This is a genomic window from Amycolatopsis sp. NPDC104819, assembly GCF_055583145.1.
Genome location: NZ_JBVJON010000005.1, coordinates 473,468 through 491,935, shown reverse-complemented (window position 1 = coordinate 491,935; position 18,468 = coordinate 473,468). Strand labels below are relative to the sequence as shown.

General features: G+C 71.5%; 18 protein-coding genes. 4 read left to right on the top strand and 14 right to left on the bottom strand.

Annotated elements, in window-relative coordinates:
- Positions 1–2: 2 nt before the first annotated feature.
- From ACZ63E_RS18415 to ACZ63E_RS18405, 3 genes are all read right to left on the bottom strand, one after another.
- Positions 3–560 carry a class F sortase gene (locus ACZ63E_RS18415; protein ID WP_465337250.1) on the bottom strand — a complete coding sequence of 186 codons (558 nt, stop codon included), beginning with the start codon at positions 558–560 and terminating at the stop codon, positions 3–5.
- Positions 561–571: 11 nt separating this feature from the next.
- A complete protein-coding gene (locus ACZ63E_RS18410) occupies positions 572–1,342 on the bottom strand; it encodes a choice-of-anchor P family protein (RefSeq protein ID WP_465337249.1) in 771 nt (256 codons plus the stop codon).
- A 347-nt stretch (positions 1,343–1,689) separates the two neighbouring features.
- A complete protein-coding gene (locus tag ACZ63E_RS18405; protein ID WP_465337248.1) occupies positions 1,690–1,848 on the bottom strand; it encodes a hypothetical protein in 159 nt (52 codons plus the stop codon).
- A gap of 170 nt (positions 1,849–2,018) precedes the next feature.
- On the opposite strand from ACZ63E_RS18405, the gene ACZ63E_RS18400 reads away from it, so the two are divergent.
- A complete protein-coding gene (locus ACZ63E_RS18400; protein WP_465305898.1) occupies positions 2,019–2,315 on the top strand; it encodes a DUF1540 domain-containing protein in 297 nt (98 codons plus the stop codon).
- 18 nt (positions 2,316–2,333) lie between these two features.
- Here the strand turns inward: ACZ63E_RS18400 and ACZ63E_RS18395 are convergent, their stop codons facing one another.
- The 3 genes from ACZ63E_RS18395 to ACZ63E_RS18385 are packed head-to-tail and all read right to left on the bottom strand — an operon-like array spanning position 2,334 to position 4,254.
- Positions 2,334–3,224 carry a DUF2268 domain-containing putative Zn-dependent protease gene (locus tag ACZ63E_RS18395; RefSeq protein WP_465337247.1) on the bottom strand — a complete coding sequence of 297 codons (891 nt, stop codon included), beginning with the start codon at positions 3,222–3,224 and terminating at the stop codon, positions 2,334–2,336.
- A gap of 34 nt (positions 3,225–3,258) precedes the next feature.
- The gene (locus ACZ63E_RS18390; RefSeq protein ID WP_465337246.1) at positions 3,259–3,588 is read right to left on the bottom strand and encodes a hypothetical protein; all 330 of its coding nucleotides are present in this window, start codon (positions 3,586–3,588) and stop codon (positions 3,259–3,261) included.
- A 24-nt stretch (positions 3,589–3,612) separates the two neighbouring features.
- A complete protein-coding gene (locus tag ACZ63E_RS18385) occupies positions 3,613–4,254 on the bottom strand; it encodes an SRPBCC family protein (RefSeq protein WP_465337245.1) in 642 nt (213 codons plus the stop codon).
- A gap of 123 nt (positions 4,255–4,377) precedes the next feature.
- Between ACZ63E_RS18385 and ACZ63E_RS18380 the strand changes: the two genes are divergently transcribed.
- Positions 4,378–5,013 (top strand): TetR/AcrR family transcriptional regulator, encoded by a 636-nt coding sequence (locus ACZ63E_RS18380; RefSeq protein ID WP_465337243.1) that lies wholly within the window; start codon positions 4,378–4,380, stop codon positions 5,011–5,013.
- 376 nt (positions 5,014–5,389) lie between these two features.
- On the opposite strand, the gene ligA is transcribed toward ACZ63E_RS18380, so the two are convergent.
- From ligA to ACZ63E_RS18365, 3 genes are all read right to left on the bottom strand, one after another.
- A complete protein-coding gene (ligA, locus tag ACZ63E_RS18375; RefSeq protein ID WP_465337241.1) occupies positions 5,390–7,381 on the bottom strand; it encodes an NAD-dependent DNA ligase LigA in 1,992 nt (663 codons plus the stop codon).
- A 55-nt stretch (positions 7,382–7,436) separates the two neighbouring features.
- On the bottom strand, positions 7,437–7,829 hold the full coding sequence (locus ACZ63E_RS18370; protein WP_465337240.1) for a hypothetical protein: 393 nt from the start codon (positions 7,827–7,829) through the stop codon (positions 7,437–7,439).
- 79 nt (positions 7,830–7,908) lie between these two features.
- Positions 7,909–8,397 (bottom strand): beta-class carbonic anhydrase, encoded by a 489-nt coding sequence (locus ACZ63E_RS18365; protein WP_465337238.1) that lies wholly within the window; start codon positions 8,395–8,397, stop codon positions 7,909–7,911.
- Positions 8,398–8,600: 203 nt separating this feature from the next.
- On the opposite strand from ACZ63E_RS18365, the gene ACZ63E_RS18360 reads away from it, so the two are divergent.
- Complete coding sequence (locus ACZ63E_RS18360; RefSeq protein WP_465337237.1) at positions 8,601–12,284, top strand: CARDB domain-containing protein; 3,684 nt, start codon at positions 8,601–8,603, stop codon at positions 12,282–12,284.
- Between the two features lie 43 nt (positions 12,285–12,327).
- Here the strand turns inward: ACZ63E_RS18360 and ACZ63E_RS18355 are convergent, their stop codons facing one another.
- The 5 genes from ACZ63E_RS18355 to ACZ63E_RS18335 are packed head-to-tail and all read right to left on the bottom strand — an operon-like array spanning position 12,328 to position 17,849.
- The gene (locus tag ACZ63E_RS18355) at positions 12,328–14,145 is read right to left on the bottom strand and encodes an HtaA domain-containing protein (protein WP_465337236.1); all 1,818 of its coding nucleotides are present in this window, start codon (positions 14,143–14,145) and stop codon (positions 12,328–12,330) included.
- Positions 14,142–14,963 (bottom strand): hypothetical protein, encoded by an 822-nt coding sequence (locus ACZ63E_RS18350; protein WP_465337235.1) that lies wholly within the window; start codon positions 14,961–14,963, stop codon positions 14,142–14,144. The genes ACZ63E_RS18355 and ACZ63E_RS18350 overlap by 4 nt, the downstream gene beginning before the upstream one ends.
- Positions 14,963–15,745 carry a heme ABC transporter ATP-binding protein gene (locus tag ACZ63E_RS18345; protein WP_465337234.1) on the bottom strand — a complete coding sequence of 261 codons (783 nt, stop codon included), beginning with the start codon at positions 15,743–15,745 and terminating at the stop codon, positions 14,963–14,965. Before ACZ63E_RS18345 ends, ACZ63E_RS18350 begins: the two co-directional genes overlap by 1 nt.
- Positions 15,742–16,776 carry a FecCD family ABC transporter permease gene (locus ACZ63E_RS18340; RefSeq protein WP_465337232.1) on the bottom strand — a complete coding sequence of 345 codons (1,035 nt, stop codon included), beginning with the start codon at positions 16,774–16,776 and terminating at the stop codon, positions 15,742–15,744. Before ACZ63E_RS18340 ends, ACZ63E_RS18345 begins: the two co-directional genes overlap by 4 nt.
- Positions 16,773–17,849, bottom strand: a complete 1,077-nt coding sequence (locus tag ACZ63E_RS18335; RefSeq protein ID WP_465337230.1) for a heme/hemin ABC transporter substrate-binding protein — start codon at positions 17,847–17,849, stop codon at positions 16,773–16,775. The genes ACZ63E_RS18340 and ACZ63E_RS18335 overlap by 4 nt, the downstream gene beginning before the upstream one ends.
- Before the next feature lie 85 nt (positions 17,850–17,934).
- Here ACZ63E_RS18335 and ACZ63E_RS18330 point away from each other — a divergent pair, with 85 nt between their 5' ends.
- Positions 17,935–18,447, top strand: a complete 513-nt coding sequence (locus ACZ63E_RS18330; RefSeq protein ID WP_465337228.1) for a hypothetical protein — start codon at positions 17,935–17,937, stop codon at positions 18,445–18,447.
- Positions 18,448–18,468 lie beyond the last annotated feature (21 nt).

Here is an 18,468-nt window from a genome sequence, read left to right as displayed (position 1 = left end):
CCTCACCGCTTGAGCTTGGCGTACACGATCACGTTGTCGAGGTAGTTCCGGTTCGCCGCGTCGTACTGGCCGCCGCAGGTGATCAGGCGCAGCTCGGGATCGGTCGTGTTGCCGTAGACCGCTTCCGTGGGGAACGACTTCTTCGCGATCTCGTCGACCTTCGTCACCTCGAACGTCAGCTTGCCGCCGTCGGCGCGGTCGACGTGCACCGGGTCGCCCGGCTTCAGCTCGTGCAGCCGCCAGAAGATGCCCTTGCGGTGGTCACCGTCGATGTGGCCGAGGATCACGGCCGGCCCGACCTCGCCCGGGGTCGGCCCGTACTCGTACCAGCCGGCCTGCAGCGGCTGGTCGACCGGTGGCACCTCGACCGTGCGGTCGGGATTGAGGCCGAGCGAGACGAGCGTCGACTTCGCTTCGATCGCGGGCACGTCGAGCGCGGTCGGCAGGGACCGCGCCAGGCTGACGGCGGCCTGTGCCGGTGGTGGCGCGGCGGACGGGGCCGCCGTCGCGCCGCACCCGGCGAGCACCAGCGCGACGACGGCGACGAGCAGTGCGCGCATCGGCAGTCCTCTCACCGCCCGGCCGCCAGGCTGCCGTCACCGGTCTGCGGGGCGCCGGCGGGGACCACGACCACCTGGCCGGGGCCGGTCGGCTTCGGCGGCGCCTCGGGCGCGCGTTCCTTGGACGGGCCGCAGGCCACGGACGCGAGCTTGACGTCACCACGGCCGAGCGCTTCGGTGGTTTTGCCGCCGAGGAGCTTGATGTGCAGCGCCGTCACTTCGAGCACGCCGTCGTAGCGCTGGACCTGCTCGTTGACGATCACCTCGGCGACACCGGGGATCCCCAGCTTCTGGTTGGGCGAGGTGGCTGCGGGCAGGGTGCCGAGACGGCCCAGGTTGACCCCGGCGAGGTCGCTGCTGCCGGTGACGTGCCCGTCCGCCGACCCGCAGCGCGCGCTGATCAGCCGGATCGACGGGACCCGGCCGGCGGCCGCGGCCAGCAGCGGGAGTGTCACCTCGGCGACGCTCGCCTTGGCGGCCACGGAACCTGCACCGTCCACTACGGAACTGGAAATCGCCTTCGCCGTGACGAGGCCCTTGAGCGGGGCGTCGGCGACGCTCGCGGAGGCCGGACCGGTGCTGCTCGACTTTGCGAGCTCACCCGTTTCGACGGTGATGCCCTTGCTGTCGGTGAGCACCCCGGGGAGCAGCGAAACGGTCGCGGACGCGCCGAAAGCGGATCCGGTGACGGCGTCGTCCGCGGCCGAAACACCGGCCGAGCCGGCGAGAACGGCGACGGTCACCCCGGCGAGGCTCCCGGCTCGGAGCAGGGTTGTGCGCATGAAGAATCCTTTCACCGGAAGAAAACGGAGACGAAAACATGGGGAGACGCCGCATCGGGACGTGACCCGGCGGCGTGGGAAAGCTCGGCCACGCTATCAAAATCGCTACTTCGGGCAAGGATTCCGCACCGCCGCGGCGGTCGCGGCGGTGCGCAAAAAGTGATCTTCGGCGAAAAGGACAACTCGAAGTGGCCACTCAAGTGCGGAGCCGCCGGCGGTTTGCCGACGCGCAGTAGTGCGCGTTGCGGCATTCGAGGCGGTCCGCGGACAGAACAGACACGGTCGAGTGATTACCTGGAAGAGGGCTCGCGAACACTCAGCGTGATGTGATCACCACGGTGGTTTGGTCAGCTCGGCGGCTCGGTTTCGCCTGCGTCGTCGTCGACGTCCTGCGTCTCGGGCTGCTCGCGATCGGCTTCGGGAACTTCGACGTCGAGGTCGACCTCCGGCGTGCCGGGCGGGCGCGGGACGTCGGGGGTGAGGGGGCCGGTTTCGCTGTCGGTCATGGTCCCGGGATACCCGGTGGCCGGCGGCCCAAGCGTGGCGAGCCGGGGCGAAACCACCCGGCCGGGGCGGGAAATCACCCGGCCGAAGTTCCGCGAATTGCGGGGTCCGAGTCCTGGTGGGAGCGTCGGGGCACCGACTGCTTTCCCACCACGGAACCAGGAGTAGAGGCATGACCACCACCGAGATGCCGGCCGTGCACGAGTGCACGGTCAGCGGCTGTTCCTACAACCACGATGGCTGCCACGCGTTCGCCATCACCGTCAACGGCGACAACGGCACCGCCGACTGCGGCACGTTCGTCCCGCTGAGCACGAAGGGCGGCCTGGACCGCGTCGTGGCCCAGGTCGGCGCCTGCTCCCGCACCGACTGCCGGCACAACTCGTCGCTGGAGTGCACGGCGTCGAGCGTCCGCATCGGACCGGGCGACGGCGGGCACGCGGCCAACTGCCTGACCTTCGCGAAGTAGTCCCTCCCGGGACCGGCTTCAGACCTGGAGCCGGTCCCGGGCGGTCTTGATGACGTCCTGGCTGTCCACCAGCAGGGCGTCCGCCGCGGTGCGCCCGGTGGCGGCGAGGTAGGCGTCGACGAGCCGGTTGCCGGCCGCGTACCCGGCGCCGGTCGGGAGCCCGACCGGCGCCGCGCCGAACCGGACGGCGGTGGCGTCGCCGTGCACCCACGCGGTGAAGTTGCGCATGCCGGTGATCCCGAGCCCGGAGACGACCTTGGCGAGCACGGCGTCGTCGCCCAGGTGCGGCACGCCGATCCGGGCGTACCCCAGCTCGTCCCCGTAGAGCTGCCGCGCGAAGGCGTCGGCGAGGCCTTCGGAGACGACCTGCTCCCCGACGGTGACCGTTGCCGGGTCCCACACCACCGCGCCACTGGCATAGCGCAGGTTGTGGTGCAGTTCGTGGACGGCGGTCGCCTCGAGCCGGGCCAGGTTCTCCGGGTACGGCCAGAGGTTGAGGAACAGGTACCCCGGCACGCTGCCGTTGGCCGTCATGCCGAGCGACGGGCCCATGAAGTGGGCGTCACCCGGGTCGCCGAGGACGAACAGGACGGTGAGGTCGGGGACCGTGATGCCCGGCGTCGCAGCGACCTGCACGGCGCCGGCGTTGTCGAGTGCGTCCCGGATTCGTTGCCACGCCTGGGCTTTCTCGAGGGCTTGGAGTGCTTCGAGGCAGCGTTCGCCGTCGCGGTCGAGCGGGAACCCCGAACCCATCCGGTGCATCGCCACCAGGTCGACGTCGCCGGGGAAGTACCGGTACATCCCGGCGGCGGGCCGCAGCATGGCGCGCAGCAGTTCCGGCCGGTCGGCTTCCGGCGCCCGCAGGATCTCGCGCATGGCCGGGAGGGTGTCGAGGACCGTGATCGTCATGCTGCGCAGGCTAGGGTCTCCAGCGACTGGAGAGTCAAGAACGTCTGCGGGCCAGGTGATGCCCGATGGCGGCAACAACGCCGGCCGCGGCGACCACGGCGGTGACCACCGGACTCATGGACTTCGACAGGCTCGGCGCGTCACTCGGCCCGAGTAGCCAGACCCCGAGCGGCACAAGGTAGGCGGCGGTGAGCAGGGCGGTCCACCAGTGGGCGGCGCGCAGCCGGGTGTCGCGCAGCGTGGCGACGAGCACCACGATGACGGGGATGCCGGCGAGCAGGGCGAACTGCCCGGCGACCATGAGCGGGAACGCCCAGGCCGCGACGAGGACACCCCGGGACGTGCGTGAAGTGGTGGTGGTCATGGTGATTCTCCGTTGTGTGGTGGTTCAGCAGTGGTCGGCGCGAGCTTCGGCGGTGGTCTTGAGGGCGGCGAGCCAGGCGTCGAGGCCGGGGGCGAGGAACTGGATGGCGGTGGCCGGGTCGGCGTCGATCTGCGCGCCGGTCCAGCTCTCTTCGGTGCGGACGATTACGCCGCCGCGGACGGGGGTGAACGTCCAGACGTGGACGCCCCGGTCGATCTTGAGTCCTTCGCCGATCGCGGGGCCGGACCAGCGGATGCACTGGCCCTGCTTGATCTGGTGGACGGTGGAGGTGATGACGAGGGTGGTCGCGGGGGTGGTCGGCGTCGGGGGTGCGGGGGTGGTCCAGCGGAACCGCGATCCGGGGCGGAGGGGGCCGGGGTCGAGGCGCTTCATCGTTTGGACGGCGGTCTGCCAGGTGGGCCAGGAGTCGACGTCGGTGTGGAGGTTCCAGATCGTGGTGAGGGGGGCTTTGATGAAGGTTTCTGTCTGGTAGTGGACCTGGGCTGTGGGGTCGATGCCTTGGTTTCGGCAGGTCAGCGGCGCGGACTGAGCCGCCTGGTGGGTCTGGTTTTGCGGGGTCGGCCGGGTGGTGGCTTGTGCCGGTGTTGCGGCGAAGAGCGCGGCGGCGGCGAGCGGGACAGCGAGCAAGGCGCGGGCGTAGGGCACGGTGGTTCTCCTCGGTGGCGGGCGACTCGGTTAGTCCTCATCGCGTTGGTTAGAAGCTATAACCAACGCGTGCTTAGTGTCAATAAGAAAAGTGATAGGCTCTAACTAGACGGAAGGGGTCACATGACGGATGTGGACACCCCGCGCGAGCGCTACCGGGCGCAGGTGCGCGCGGAGATCAAGCGGCATGCGTGGGAGCAGATCGCTGCGGCGGGGGTGCCCGCGCTGTCGTTGAACGCGATCGCCAAGCAGGTGGGGATGAGCGGGCCGGCGCTGTACCGGTACTTCGCGAGCCGGGACGAGCTGATCACCGCGCTCATCCGCGACGCGTACCGCAGCCTGGCGGACACCGTCCGGGCGGCTCGCGCCGCGGGCGCCGATCTTGCCGGTCTGGCTCACGCCATCCGCGACTGGGCGCGAAGCGACCCGCAGCGCTACTTCCTCATCTACGGCACGCCCGTGCCGGGCTACCACGCGCCGGACGACACCACGGCGATCTCGAACGAGGTCATGACGGTGCTGATCGAAGCGTGCGCCGGCCTCCCGTCGAAGGGCGGCTCACCGTTCGCGGAGCACCTCGAGGGGCACCGCGAGTGGGCCGGGGACCAGTCGGTGCTGGCCTCGACCTTGCACCGCGCACTGTCGTTCTGGACCCGGCTGCACGGGGTGCTGTCGCTGGAACTCGCCGGTCACTTCACGGGCATGGGCTTCAACCCCGACTTCCTGATCGACGCAGAGCTGGAAGCCCTGGCCACCTGACCCCGGCAGCAGGAAGGTCGGCGATCGTGGGGGAGTGCCGCCATACAGCGCGGCTGGCAAATCTTGGCGGCAAGCGGACGCATCGGCGATTGCGGGAAGCACCACCATCGAACCTCGCCCGCCAGATTCCCGCGGCGGTTGGAGGCAGCGACGATCGCAGGAAGCTAGAGCGCAGGCACGCCGAGCTGGCCTTGGCGGCAAGCGGATACCCGGGCGATCGCGGGAGCGCTGCCCCGACGATCGCGGGGGAGCGCACCCGCGACCTGTTCGGCAGATCTCGGCGGTGGCCTCACGCCGCCCAGGGCAAGCGGTCGCCGAGATCGATCAGGGGCAACCCGTCTGGCAATGCCTAACCGCAGCCGAAAGCCGAAGAAGCCTAAACGATCCCCGCGCTGATCAACTCCTGCCAGATCTCCCCTTGATCCACCACTTCCACCCCATGCTTCTCAGCCTTGGTCAGCTTCGCAGCCCCAACCTCAGCCCCGGTGATCAGCACATCCGTACTAGCCGAAACGGACGAAGCAATACTCGCCCCGGCCCGCTCACAAAGCCGCTGGAAAGTAGGCCGAGGCACCTTCTCGCCCGACCGCGGGTCACTGATCGACCCCGTCACCACCACCGTCTTCCCGGCCAACGGCGCACCCGCCGCCACCACCGGCGGCAAATCCTCGTCCCGGACGTCCAGGGAAACCCCCGCCTCCCGCAGCCGCGTGAGTTCCGGGCGTAGCCGGGTCAAGTGCTCGATCAACGACGCCGCCACCTTCGGGCCGATGTCCTCGACCGCGACCAGTCCCTCCTCGCCCGCGTCGGCGACGTCCTCCAAGGACCCGAAGCCCGCTCGGCAAAGCCGGGCCGCCGTGCCTTCCGAAGCCATCGGGATCGCCAGGCCGATCAACGCCCTGCGGAGGCCCACCGCGCGGCTCGCGTCGATCGACTCGATCATGCGGGTGGCCGAAACCTCGCCGATGCGCTCGAACTCCAGCAGGCGCTCCTTCGTCAGCGCGTAGAAGTCCGACGGCTGCTCCAGCAACCCCGCCTCGGCGAGCCGCTCGATCCACACGCCGCCGACCGCGTCGATGTCCGCCGCGGCCCGGGATGCCCAGTGGATCAGCCGGCGGACCGTCTGGGCGGGGCAGGAAACGTTGGTGCAGAACAGTTCCCGGCTGTTGCCCTGCTCGGTCAGCGGTTGCCCGCACGACGGGCACTCGGACGGCGGGACGATCTCGCGCTCCTCACCGGTGCGCTTCGACTCGTCCAGCACCCCCGCGACGAACGGGATCACGTCGCCCGCGCGGCGGACCAGCACCGTGTCGCCGATGCGGATGCCGCGGGCGCGGATCACCTCCTGGTTGGCCAGGGTCGCCCTGGTCACCGTCGTGCCGCCCACGAACACCGGCTCCAGCCAGGCGACCGGGGCGATCTTGCCCGTCTTGCCGACGTCCCAGACCACGTCGGCCAGCACCGTGGTCTTCTCCTCGGCCGCGAACTTGAACGCCAGCGCGCCCCGCGGGGAGCTCGAGCGGGTGCCGGCGGCGGCATAGGCGTCACGGTCGGCCAGGCGCAGCACCGCGCCGTCGAGGTCGTAGTCCAGCTTGTTGCGTTGCTGCTCGATCGCCGTGATCACCTCCTGCGCCGCCTCGGCGTCGGCGCAGTGGCGCATGTCGGCGGCGGTGAACCCGAGTGTCCGAAGAGCACCGTCCAGATCGGTCTCCGCGCTGTCGGGTTCGGTGTAGAGGTCGAACGCGAAGAACTGCAGCCGCCGCCCGGCGACCGTGCGCGGGTCCTTCGCGCGCAGCGTGCCGGCCGCGGCGTTGCGCGGGTTGATCAGCGGCTTGTCCGGGTGCGCGGTGTTGTAGGCGGTGAAGGTGGTGCGCAGCATGACAGCCTCACCACGGACCTCGACCCGGCCCGGCGCGTCGACGCGGTCCGGGATCCCGTCGGTCAGCGCCCGCACGAGCATGGTGACGTCGTCGCCCGTCGTCCCGTCGCCGCGGGTGACCGCCCGCGCCAGGCGGCCGTTTTCGTAGACGACGGCGAGCGAGAGGCCGTCCAGCTTCGGCATGACCACCACCGGCTGGCCGGGGAAGCGGTCGAAGAACGCCACGACCTGCTCGGGCTTGGTGGCCTTCTCCAGCGAGAGCATCGGGCGCGAGTGCCGGATCGGCGCGTGCAGCACCGCGGGCCCGCCCACCTGCTCCAGCGGGTTCGGGTCGGGCGCCAGCTCCGGGTTCGCCTCGACGAGCCCCCGCAGCTCGTCCTCGATGGCGTCGTACTCGGCGTCCGCCACCTCGGGCGAGCCCCGGTAGTAGGCGTCGCGCAGCACGACGATCTGGTCGGCGAGTTCCTGGATGCGGTCCCGAGCGTTCACGGACAGGACGTTACCGGGCACCACCGACAGTCCGGCGCATCTCGCGCCGGGACGGTCAGAACTCGTCCGCTTGCGTCAGTTCGTGTTCGAAGGCGTCCGCCCGGGCGACGATCGACCTCAGCGGCCGCTCGAACTCGTGCTCGATGCTGAGGTCCTCCAGCGGGAACGTGTGCTTGAGCAGCGCCACGCCGTCGACGACCGCGGCGCCGCCGACCGCCGAGCCGCCCGCGAGCTCGAGGAACTTCCGCAGGTCGATCGCGTCGGCCCAGCCGACGGGGGAGGACAGCTCGATCCACGCGCCGCCGTCGAGCTCGGGGAGGTGGTGCACCGTGACCTGCTGGGTGCGGTCCCGCGGGCCGTCGAGCCGGAACCGCAACCAGCCGTCCGATTCCTCCAGCACTTCGTAGCGCGTCCGGACGAAGTTGATCACATCGGTCCAGGTGGTCACCCGATCCGCCTTTCCCCTACGGCCTGCCTGCGCGATGAGCATCTCACGGCGGCCCGGGGTCCGGCACCCGGGTGAAGGGTCAGTGCACTTCGGTCAGTTTTCCGGTGGCGACGTCGAAGACGAAGCCGCGGACGGAGTCCTTCTTCGGGACGAACGGGCTGTTCTTGATCCGCGCGACCGACTGCCGGACGTCCTCGTCGAGATCGGCGAACGCCTCGGCGGCCCAGGCGGGCTTCACGCCGACGTCCTCCTGGATGGACTTCTTGAAGTCGTCGTCGGTGAAGGTCAGCATCCCGCAGTCGGTGTGGTGGATGAGGATGATCTCCTCGGTGCCCAGCAGCCGCTGGCTGATCGCGAGCGAGCGGATCTCGTCCTCGGTGACGACCCCGCCGGCGTTGCGGATGACGTGGGCCTCGCCCTCGTTGAGGCCGAGCACGCCGTAGACGTTGATGCGCGCGTCCATGCAGGCGAGCACGGCGACGTGCTTGGCGGGCGGCAGCGGCAGCGGTCCCGTGAAGCTTGCGGCGTAGGCGGCGTTGTTGGCCAGCAGTTCGTCCGTGACGGACATGGTGGTCCTTCCGCAGGAGAAGTGGTTGCGCTGAGTGGACCCGTCGCATGCGTCTTCCCGCAACTGTGCCCAGCCCCTGGGAGGCCGTCCTGAGTCGCAATTTTTCTGAATGATGTCAAGTTCTTGCAATTTGTCTCTCGGTTGTTGCATGGTGGTACGGCGCTGGCTCCCTCCCCCCGCCCTCTCAAAGAAGAGACGACGCCATGACACGCATGCGCCTGACCCGGCTGCTCGCCGGATTCGCCGCCGTGGGCCTCTCCGCCGCCGGGCTCTCCCTCGCCTCCGCGGCCGCCGGTCCACCCCCGGACACCGTCGCCGCCGCCCCGGCCGCGCTCGCCGACGTGCCGCTGACCCGCACCGTGTCGGCGAGCAGCGCGCTGCCCGGCTACCCGGTGGCCAACACCATCGACGGGAACCAGGACACCTACTGGGAGTCCGCGAACAACGCGTTCCCGCAGTGGGTCCAGGCCGACCTCGGGTCGGCCAAGTCCCTCTCGCGGATCGTGCTGAAGCTGCCCGCGCCCTGGGAGGCCCGCACCCAGACGCTGACCGTGCGCGGCAGCACCGACGGCACCACGTTCACCGACCTCGCCGCCGCGAGCGGGTACGCCTTCGCCCCGGCCGCCAACACCGTGACGATCCCGGTGACGGCCTCGGCCCGGTACGTCCGCCTGAACATCACCGCCAACACGCAGTGGCCCGCCGCGCAGCTCTCGGAGTTCGAGCTCTACGGCCCCGACACCGGTGACACGCAGCCGCCGAGCGCCCCCGCGAACCTCACGCTGACCGAGCCCGGCTCCGGCCAGGTCCGGCTCGCGTGGTCGGCCTCGACCGACAACGTCGGCGTCACCGGCTACACCGTCTACCGGGACGGCACGCCCGTCACCACGGTCACCGGCACGACCTTCACCGAGACCCGGCCCGCGGGCACGCGGATCGAGTACTTCGTGCGGGCGAAGGACGCCGCCGGGCTCGAGTCGGCCGACAGCAACCACGTCGTGCGGCAGGGCACCCAGGCCGGCGCCAACCTGGCCGCGGGCAAGCCGATCGAGGCGTCCTCGACGGTGAACACCTTCGTCGCCGCCAACGCCAACGACAACAACACCGGCACGTACTGGGAGTCCGCCGCCGGCTACCCGAACACGCTCACCGTCAAGCTCGGCTCGAACGCCGACGTCGACTCGGTCGTCGTGAAGCTCAACCCGGACCCGGTCTGGGGCGCGCGGACGCAGAACTTCGAGATCCTCGGGCGTGACCAGGGCGCGACGGCGTTCACCTCGCTGAAGGCCCGCGCCGACTACCGCTTCGACCCGGCCGGCAACCAGAACACCGTGACCGTCCCGGTCACCGGGCGGACCGCGGACGTGCGGCTGCAGTTCTTCGCCAACTCCGGCGCGCCCGGCGGGCAGGTCGCGGAGCTGCAGGTGTTCGGCACCCCGGCGCCCAACCCCGACCTGGTCGTCACCGGCACCACGTGGACCCCGGCGAACCCGACCGAGTCCAGCCCGGTCTCGGTGTCGGCGACCGTGCGGAACGCGGGCACCGCGAACGCGGCCGCGACGACCGTGAACGTCAGCCTCGGCGGCACCGTCGTCGGCAGTGCGGCCGTCGGCGCCCTGGCCGCGGGCGCGTCCACCACCGTGACCGTGAGCGCGGGCACCCGGCCGCAGGGCACCTACAGCGTGTCCGCCACGGTCGACCCCGCGAACACCGTCGTCGAGCAGGACGACACCAACAACACCTTCACGTCCCCGACGCCGCTGGTGATCGCGCAGTCGCCGGGGCCGGACCTCGAGGTCACCGGCATCACGTCGAACCCGCCCAACCCGGCGGTCGGCGCGGCCGTGTCGTTCACCGTCGCCGTGCACAACCGCGGCACGAGTGACGCGGGCGCTTCGGTGACCCGGCTGACCGTCGGCAGCTCGACGCTCACCGGCTCCACGGGCACGATCGCGGCCGGCGCGACGGCGAACGTCGCGATCTCGGGCACGTGGACCGCCACCACCGGCGGCGCCACCCTCACCGCGACGGCCGACGCCACGAACACCGTCGCGGAAACCAACGAATCCAACAACAGCCTCTCCCGGCCGATCGTGGTCGGGCGTGGCGCGGCGGTGCCGTACACCGAGTACGAGGCCGAAGCCGCGCAGTACCAGGGCGAGCTGCTGACGGCCGACCCGCTGCGCACGTTCGGTCACACGAACTTCGCGACCGAGTCCTCGGGTCGTCAGTCCGTCCGGCTGGCGAGCCAGGGCCAGTACGTCGAGGTCACGTCGACGAACCAGTCCAACTCGATCGTGGTCCGCAACTCGGTGCCCGACGCGGCCGCCGGCGGCGGGCAGGACTACACGCTCAGCCTGTACGTCAACGGGACCTTCGCGCAGAAGCTGACGCTCTCCTCGACGCACAGCTGGCTCTACGGCACCACCGACGACCCCGAAGGCCTGACCAACCGGCCCGGCGGTGACGCGCGGCGGCTGTTCGACGAGTCGCACGCCCTGCTGGCGCAGTCGTACCCGCCGGGCACGAAGTTCAAGCTGCAGCGCGACAGCGGTGACAACGCGGCGTACTACGTCGTCGACCTGGTCGACCTGGAGCAGGTCGCGCCGGCCGCGGCCAAGCCGGCGAACTGCACGTCGATCACCGAATACGGCGCCGTGCCGAACGACGGCGTCGACGACTCCACGGCGATCCAGCGCGCGGTGACCGACGACCAGAACGGCGTCATCTCCTGCGTCTGGATCCCGGAAGGCCAGTGGCGGCAGGAGAAGAAGATCCTGACCGACGACCCGACCGTGCCCAACGGCGGCGGCCAGTACAACCAGATCGGCATCTCGAACGTGACGATCCGCGGTGCCGGCATGTGGCGCTCGCAGCTGTACTCGCTGATCCAGCCGCAGGACGCGGGCACCATCAACCACCCGCACGAGGGCAACTTCGGGTTCGACATCGACAAGAACGTCCAGATCTCCGACATCGCGATCTTCGGCTCCGGCCGGATCCGCGGCGGCGACGGCAACGCGGAAGGCGGCGAGGGCCTCAACGGCCGGTTCGGCACCGGGACCAAGATCGAGAACGTCTGGATCGAGCACGCCAACGTCGGGGTGTGGGTCGGCCGCGACTACGACAACATCCCGGCGCTGTGGGGCCCGGCGGACGGCCTGGAGTTCAGCGGCATGCGGATCCGCGACACCTACGCCGACGGCATCAACTTCACGAACGGCACGCGCAACTCGCGGGTGTTCAACTCCTCGTTCCGCACCACCGGCGACGACTCGCTGGCCGTGTGGGCCAACCAGTACGTGAAGGACCCGTCGGTGGACATCGGGCACGACAACGTGTTCACCAACAACACGGTCCAGCTGCCGTGGCGCGCCAACGGGATCGCGGTCTACGGCGGGTACGGCAACCGGATCGAGAACAACCTGGTGTACGACACGATGAACTACCCGGGCATCATGCTGGCGACCGACCACAACCCGCTGCCCTTCTCCGGGCAGACGACGATCGCCAACAACGCCCTGTTCCGCTGCGGCGGTGTCTTCTGGGGCGAGCAGCAGCAGTTCGGCGCGATCACGTTCTTCGCGCAGGGCAAGGACATCCCGGGGGTGACGCTCCGGGACACCGAGATCCACGACTCGACCTACGACGGGATCCAGTTCAAGACCGGCGGCGGGGTCGTGACCGCGGCGATCACGAACGTCAAGATCGACAAGTCGAACAACGGGGCCGGCATCCTCGCGATGAGCGGCGCCCGCGGCAGCGCGACCTTGACGAACGTGACGATCACGGGTTCGGCGAAGGGTGACGTCGTGCGCGAGCCGGGCACGCAGTTCGTCGTCAACGGGGCTCCGGTGCCGGCCGTGGTCCGGCGCGAAACGCGGTAGCACCGGGTCGGGACGGCCGGTTTCCCCGGCCGTCCCGACGTGGTCACCGGCGCCGCAGGGCCCGCCTGCGGGTCAGCAGCACCAGCCCGCCGCCCGCGAGGAGCAGTGCGGCTCCCCAGTAGACGCCGATCAGCGAGACCCCGGTGTCGGCCAGCCCGGACGGGCGGAACGCGACGTCGGGGACCAGGTCGTCACCGGAGCCGCCGGCCGCGCCGCCGGGGTTCGGGCCGCCCGCCGGGGGCAGCGTCGCGCACTGCGCTGCCAAGGTGACCGTCGGCTCGTCGAGGACGTCCCCGGCCTGGTAGAAGTTCGCGAACGCCTCGGCGCTGGTCAGGGTGGCCTTGATCGCCGAGACCGTCAGCGTGCCGGTGCCCGGGTTCTGCACCGCCGACGCCAGGTCCAGGTTCGCCAGCGCGACACCGGGCTTGCTGACCGGCGGCGACGGCGCACCGGCGGTCGTCTTCAGGTCGACGTCGGCGTAGAGCGTCCCCTTGCCCCCGGCCACCGTGAGCTTCGGGTTCGCCAGCGTCAGAGTGAAGAAGTGCGCCGGATAACCGAACGTGATCTTGCCGCCGAAGGACGCCGTGTACTCGCCGTCGGAGGTGAGGCTGCCGGTGCCGAGCGGGAACCGGTAGGCGCCGGTCGGGATCGCCTTGCCCGCCACTTCGTCGACGTTCGTGATCTCCGCGCCGCCGTCCGCCGTGATCGTGTTCCCGGCGCCGCTGCCGACGTAGGAGCGGAAGCTCTTCTTGAAGCCCCACAACAGGTTTCCCTGGGCGATCGAGCCGGGGGAGAGGGTGCAGGCCGGCGGCGGTGTGGTCGTCGACGGCGGAGTCGTGGCCGGCGGGGTGGACGTCGGCGGGGCCGATTCACCGGGGAAGACGAGCCGGCCGGCGTCGAGGTCGGTCCCGGCCGGGTAGAACCCGGCGAACGCGCCCGCGCCGGCTTCGGTCAGCTTGGCCGAAGCGAGGTCGACGACGACGTTCGCGCCGTCCTTGCGGACCTCCTTGACGGTCAGGTCGGCGAAGTCGACCGGGGCCGGTTCGCGGACCTGCTCGGGTGCGGTCTTGGTCCCGTAGAACCGGTACCCGACGGTGGCGCTGAGCTTGCCGGTGCCGTCCCCGGCCAGGGTGAGCTTCGGGTCGGCCAGGCTGAACTGCCAGATCAGGTGCGGTTCGAGGGTGAAGGTGACGCGGCCGCCGAAGCCGACGGACCCCTTCTTGCCGTCCCAGGCCGTGGTCCCGGCGGGCCAGCGGTAGGGGAACGGCGCGGTGTTCGGGGCGGTTTCGTCGAGCGTGGCGCCCTGGTCCGCGGCGATCGAGCCGCCGAACCGGCTGATGTACCCGCGCCAGCTCTGCTTGACACCCCACGAGAGCCCGGTCGCCGGGGCGGGGTCACCGGCGCCGGCGAACGTCAGCGGTGTGGCGCGGTCCCACGTCAGGTCCGGGGTGTCCCAGCCGAACACGTAGACGCTGAACGGCTGGGTCTTCGCGGTGTACGTCGTCCCCGCGGAGGTGTACTCGGCCTTGACGGTGACCGTGAGCTCCCAGCTGCCGTCGGCGTTCAGCGGGATCTGCGTGCCGACCGGGTCCTTCTTGACCAGCTTGCTGACCTGGAACCCGGTCGCCGTGCGAGCGCGGACGTCGTCCTTGGCCGGGCCGACGCGGACACCGAAACCCTTGCCGTCGTTGGCCGCCGGGTCGAACCCGGTGCCCTTGACGGTGATCGAGGTGCCGGCCGGGTCGAGCCCGGCCGCCGGCGTGACGGTCACCGCCGGGGCAGCGGCCAGCGCCGGTGGGGCGAGGAGGCAGCCGAGCAGGGTCGCGGCTCCGGCCGCGGCGAGGAGTCTTCGCAGTCTCACGAGGGGTTTCCTTCCTGGTTCCTGGGGGTGCGACGGCGTCGCAGGAGGGGCGGGACGATCAGGGCGGCGGCCGTGACGACCAGCGCGCCGGCGGCGACGAGCCACCACCCGGCGCCGCGGGCGGGCTCGGCGGCCGCCGCGGCGGCCGGGGTGGGTGCCGGCGCCGCCGAAGTCGGGGTCGCGACGGGACTCGACGACGTCGTCGGCGGCGCCGGAGTGGTGCCGACCGGCGGGCTCGACGCTGGTGCGCTCGTCGCCGGGGGAGGAGCGGCCGCCTGCTTCGGCACGGCGAACGTCACCGGGGTGAACGTCTCGTTGTTCGCGTTCACGACACCGTGCGCGCCGACGGTGATCAGTCCACATCGGACCTTCAGGCAGTCGACGTCGACCACCGCGCCGTCGCGGTCGGTCGCGCGGAACTTCGCGCCGGGCACCACGAGCTGCGTGCTCCAGCTGCCGTCGGCGGCGAGCACGCCGCCGTTGGCCGAGGCCGCGGTGTCGCTGCCCGGGAAGGCGACGAACCGCTGGAAGCCGCGGTTGTCCTTGGCCTCCTTGTCCGGGACGTACCGGTAGGTGGCCCCGGACGCGCCGCCCTTGCTGGGCTGCCACGGGCCGTCGGCGACCCAGCCGAACAGCAGGTAGATCCCGCCGTACCCCTTCGGCACGGACTGGAACCCGCTGCCGCGCACGGTGAGCACCGTGGCGTAGCCGGGGTCGGCGGCCGCGGGGGACGCGGTGACCCGGGCCGCGGCTTCGGCGGGCGGGGCGAGCACGAGCGGCAACGCGGCCGCGGCCAGGACGAGGCCGGTTCGGCGCATCAGTTCTCCTCGGCGGGACGGTGGGGCAGGACGACGGGCCGGCCGGTCCGGGGGTGCGGGAACACCTCGACCGGGTGCCGGTAGACCTCGCTGAGCAGGGCTTCGGTGAAGACCTCGGCGGGCGGGCCGGACGCGGCGACGGTCCCGCCGGAGAGCAGGACGACCCGGTCGGCGTACGCGGCGGCGAGGCCGAGGTCGTGCAGGACGACGAGCACGGCGTCCCCGGCGGCGGCGCGCTCGGCGGCCACTGTCATGACGCGCTCGGTGTGCCCGAGGTCCAGGGCCGCGGTCGGCTCGTCGAGCAGCAGCACCCCGGCCTCCTGCGCCAGCACCCGGGAAAGCGCGGCGCGGGCCTGCTCACCGCCGGACAGGGTGGGGAACCGGCGGCACGCGAACGCCGCCATACCGGTGACTTCCAGCGCCCGCGCGACCGCCGCGTCGTCCGCGGCTTCGGCGGGGGTGCCCCGCCACGGCGCACGGCCCATCGCGACGACTTCGGCCACGGTGAACGGAAAGCTCACCGTATTCAGCTGGGGGAGCACGGCCCGCCGCCGCGCCTGCTCGGCCAGCGACCAGCCGCCGAGCTCACCGCCGTCGAGCCGGACGCCGCCGTGCGCGGGCGTGAGGTCTCCGGCGAGCAGGCCCAGCGCGGTCGACTTCCCGGCGCCGTTCGGGCCGGCCAGCACCAGCACCTCCCCGGCGTGCACCGCCAGCGAAACACCGTCGAGCAGCCGCCGTCCGTCGACGGTGTAGGTGACGTCCACCAGCTCCGCCGCGGTCATGCCCAGCCTCCCGCGCGCCGGCGCGTCCGCAGCAGCAGCCAGAAGAAGACCGGCCCGCCGACGAGCGCGGTGAGGATGCCGATCGGCAGGTCGGCGTAGTCGAAGGTGGTGCGGGCGGCCAGGTCGGCCGCGGCGAGCAGGACCGCGCCGGCCAGCAGCGACGCCGGCACGAGCACCCGGTGGCCCGGCCCGGTGAGCATCCGCACCGCGTGCGGCACGATCAGCCCGACGAACCCGATGACCCCCGAGTACGACACGGCCGCCGACACCATCAGCGCCACTACGACGATTCCCGTGGCACGCAGGCGTTCCACGTGCACGCCGAGGTGCCGCGCCGGGCGTTCGCCGAGCGCCAGCAGGTCCAGCCGCCGCGCGAGCAGCAGCGAAACGGCCACACCGACGGCCACCAGCGGCAGGATCGACCCGACGTACGGCCACCGCGCCGAAGCGAGGGAACCCAGCTGCCAGAACACGATCTGCTCTCGCGCGGCCTGGTCACCGGAGAACAGCAGGAACGCGATCACCGCGCTCGCCACGGCGTTGACCGCGACCCCGGTGAGGATGAGCGTCACCACCTCGCTGCGGCCGCCGGAGCGGGACAGGAAGTACACCGTCAAGGTCGTCAGCAGTCCGCCCGCGAAGCCGAGGGCCGGGGTGGTGAACGCGCCGAGGAACGTCCAGCCCGCCACGATGGACAGGCTCGCGCCGACCGCCGCGCCGGCGGAGACGCCGACCACCGCCGGCTCGGCGAGCGGGTTGCCGAACAGGCCCTGCATCAGCGCCCCGGCCACGCCGAGCACCCCACCGACCAGCAGGCCGAGCACGACCCGCGGGAAGCGGACCTGCCAGAGCGTGCCTTCGGCGAACGGGTCGGCCAGGCCCGGCCCGATGCCGATGTGGTGCAGCAGCGACGCGACGACGTCGGACACCGGGATGGCGAACTGGCCGGTGCCCGCGGAAACGCAGGCCACGACGACCAGCGCGGCGACGAGCCCGGTGAACAGGGCCGTCACCTTGACCGGACGGGTCATCCGCCGGACCCCGGGGCGTAGAGCGCGCGGGCGAGCGCGTCGAGGACGTCGGGAGTGCGCGGCCCGAAGCTCAGGATCTGGCTGTCGGCCATGTCGACGAACCGGCGGTGCAGGCCGGCCGGGGTCTGCGCGACCCCCGGGACGGCGAGCAGCCCGTCGGGGCCGCCGACCGACTCGAGTCCCTTGGTCATCAGCAGGATCACGTCCGGGCGGGCCTTCACGAGCGCTTCCGGTGTCAGCGGCCGCATCCCCTCGACCCCGGCTTCGCTCGCGACGTCGACCGCGCCGAGCGCGGTGATCAGCGAGCCGGCGCCCGAGCCGCGGCCGAACAGGTAGTACACGCCCGCCTGCCCGCGCAGGTAGAGGAACACCGCGCGCAGCTTCCGGTCCGGCTCGGCGGGCGCGAGGCGGGTGATCTCGGCTTTCTTGGCGGCGATGTCGTGGTCGAGGCGCGCCGAAAGCCGTTGTCCCGCTTGGGGAACACCGAGCGCGGCGGCGACGTCGTGCACCAGCGCGCCGACGTTGTCCATCGTCCGCTCGGGGTCGAGCACGACCACGGGGACGCCCGAACCGCGCAGCTGCAGCACGGCGTCCCACGGCCCGAGCGTCGTGTCCGTCAGGACCACGCTCGGCCGGAGCGCGAGGATCGCTTCGGCGTTGAGCTGGTGCCCGTTGCGCGTGACGAGCGGAAGCCGCCGGGCCGCCGGGAAACCGGTGGAGACGTCGCGGCCGACGACCCGGTCACCGAGGCCGAGGCCGAACACCGTCGCGGCGAGCGTGCCCGCCATGTCGAACGCGAGCACCCGGCTCGTGTCCGTGACGGTGACGCGGGTGCCCTGGTGGTCGGTCACGGTGACCGGCAGGTGCTGCGCCGGCGGCGGGGCGGCGATGTCGGCCTGGGCGAGCGTCGCGGTGCTCGGCCCGGTGCGGGACCTGGGGTCCGCCAACGGTTTCAGCGCGGACAGCGGCGCGGCGGGCGCCGCGGTGACCTGCTCCGCGGGTGCCGTCGTGCAGCCGGCGACCGCGGTGGCCAGCAGCAGGACGGCAGCGGGCAGCAACCCCCTTGACAACATTAGGTAAGGCTAACCATATTGATCACGAGTAGGTAAGGCTTACCTAATCTCCGTTACCTCGTTGTGATCGAAGGGAATCCCCGTCATGTCGAAGAGATCCGTCCTGGCCCGCGTCGCCGTGGTCGCCACCGCCGCCGCTGCCTTCGGGAGCGTCGCGGTCGCGCCCGCCTTCGCGGCCGCCGGCTCGGCCACGCACAACGGCTTCACCCTCAGTGCGTCGAATGCCACCGGGCTCGCCGCCGCCGGCGAGACGATCACCGTCACCGGCAGCGGGTACAACCCGGCGAACGGCTACTACGTCGCGCTGTGCGCGGTGCCCGAGGACTACTCCTACGGCGTCAAGCCGAGCCCGTGCGCGGGCGGCGACGGCCAGGGTGGCACCGGGGTCGGCCCGTCGGCGTGGGTGACGAACCTGCCGGGCGGCACCGCCACGATCGCCGCGAACGGCACGTTCACCACGCGGATCCGGATCGCCCGCGCGAACAGCGGTCTCGACTGCGGCGACCCCGCCGTCACTTGTGCGATCGTGTCGCGCCGGGACCACCTGTCCGCGGCCGACCGCACCGCCGACGTCTTCGTCCCGGTCACCTTCTCCTGATCGGCGAGCGGGGTGCGGGTC

Excerpts from the sequence above, each read along its gene's own strand:
- ACZ63E_RS18415 (WP_465337250.1), bottom strand. The coding sequence starts at position 560 with ATGCGCGCACTGCTCGTCGCCGTCGTCGCGCTGGTGCTCGCCGGGTGC.
- ACZ63E_RS18410 (WP_465337249.1), bottom strand. The coding sequence starts at position 1,342 with ATGCGCACAACCCTGCTCCGAGCCGGGAGCCTCGCCGGGGTGACCGTC.
- ACZ63E_RS18405 (WP_465337248.1), bottom strand. The coding sequence starts at position 1,848 with ATGACCGACAGCGAAACCGGCCCCCTCACCCCCGACGTCCCGCGCCCG.
- ACZ63E_RS18400 (WP_465305898.1), top strand. The coding sequence starts at position 2,019 with ATGACCACCACCGAGATGCCGGCCGTGCACGAGTGCACGGTCAGCGGC.
- ACZ63E_RS18395 (WP_465337247.1), bottom strand. The coding sequence starts at position 3,224 with ATGACGATCACGGTCCTCGACACCCTCCCGGCCATGCGCGAGATCCTG.
- ACZ63E_RS18390 (WP_465337246.1), bottom strand. The coding sequence starts at position 3,588 with ATGACCACCACCACTTCACGCACGTCCCGGGGTGTCCTCGTCGCGGCC.
- ACZ63E_RS18380 (WP_465337243.1), top strand. The coding sequence starts at position 4,378 with ATGACGGATGTGGACACCCCGCGCGAGCGCTACCGGGCGCAGGTGCGC.
- ACZ63E_RS18365 (WP_465337238.1), bottom strand. The coding sequence starts at position 8,397 with ATGTCCGTCACGGACGAACTGCTGGCCAACAACGCCGCCTACGCCGCA.
- ACZ63E_RS18360 (WP_465337237.1), top strand. The coding sequence starts at position 8,601 with ATGACACGCATGCGCCTGACCCGGCTGCTCGCCGGATTCGCCGCCGTG.
- ACZ63E_RS18350 (WP_465337235.1), bottom strand. The coding sequence starts at position 14,963 with ATGCGCCGAACCGGCCTCGTCCTGGCCGCGGCCGCGTTGCCGCTCGTG.
- ACZ63E_RS18345 (WP_465337234.1), bottom strand. The coding sequence starts at position 15,745 with ATGACCGCGGCGGAGCTGGTGGACGTCACCTACACCGTCGACGGACGG.
- ACZ63E_RS18340 (WP_465337232.1), bottom strand. The coding sequence starts at position 16,776 with ATGACCCGTCCGGTCAAGGTGACGGCCCTGTTCACCGGGCTCGTCGCC.
- ACZ63E_RS18335 (WP_465337230.1), bottom strand. The coding sequence starts at position 17,849 with ATGTTGTCAAGGGGGTTGCTGCCCGCTGCCGTCCTGCTGCTGGCCACC.
- ACZ63E_RS18330 (WP_465337228.1), top strand. The coding sequence starts at position 17,935 with ATGTCGAAGAGATCCGTCCTGGCCCGCGTCGCCGTGGTCGCCACCGCC.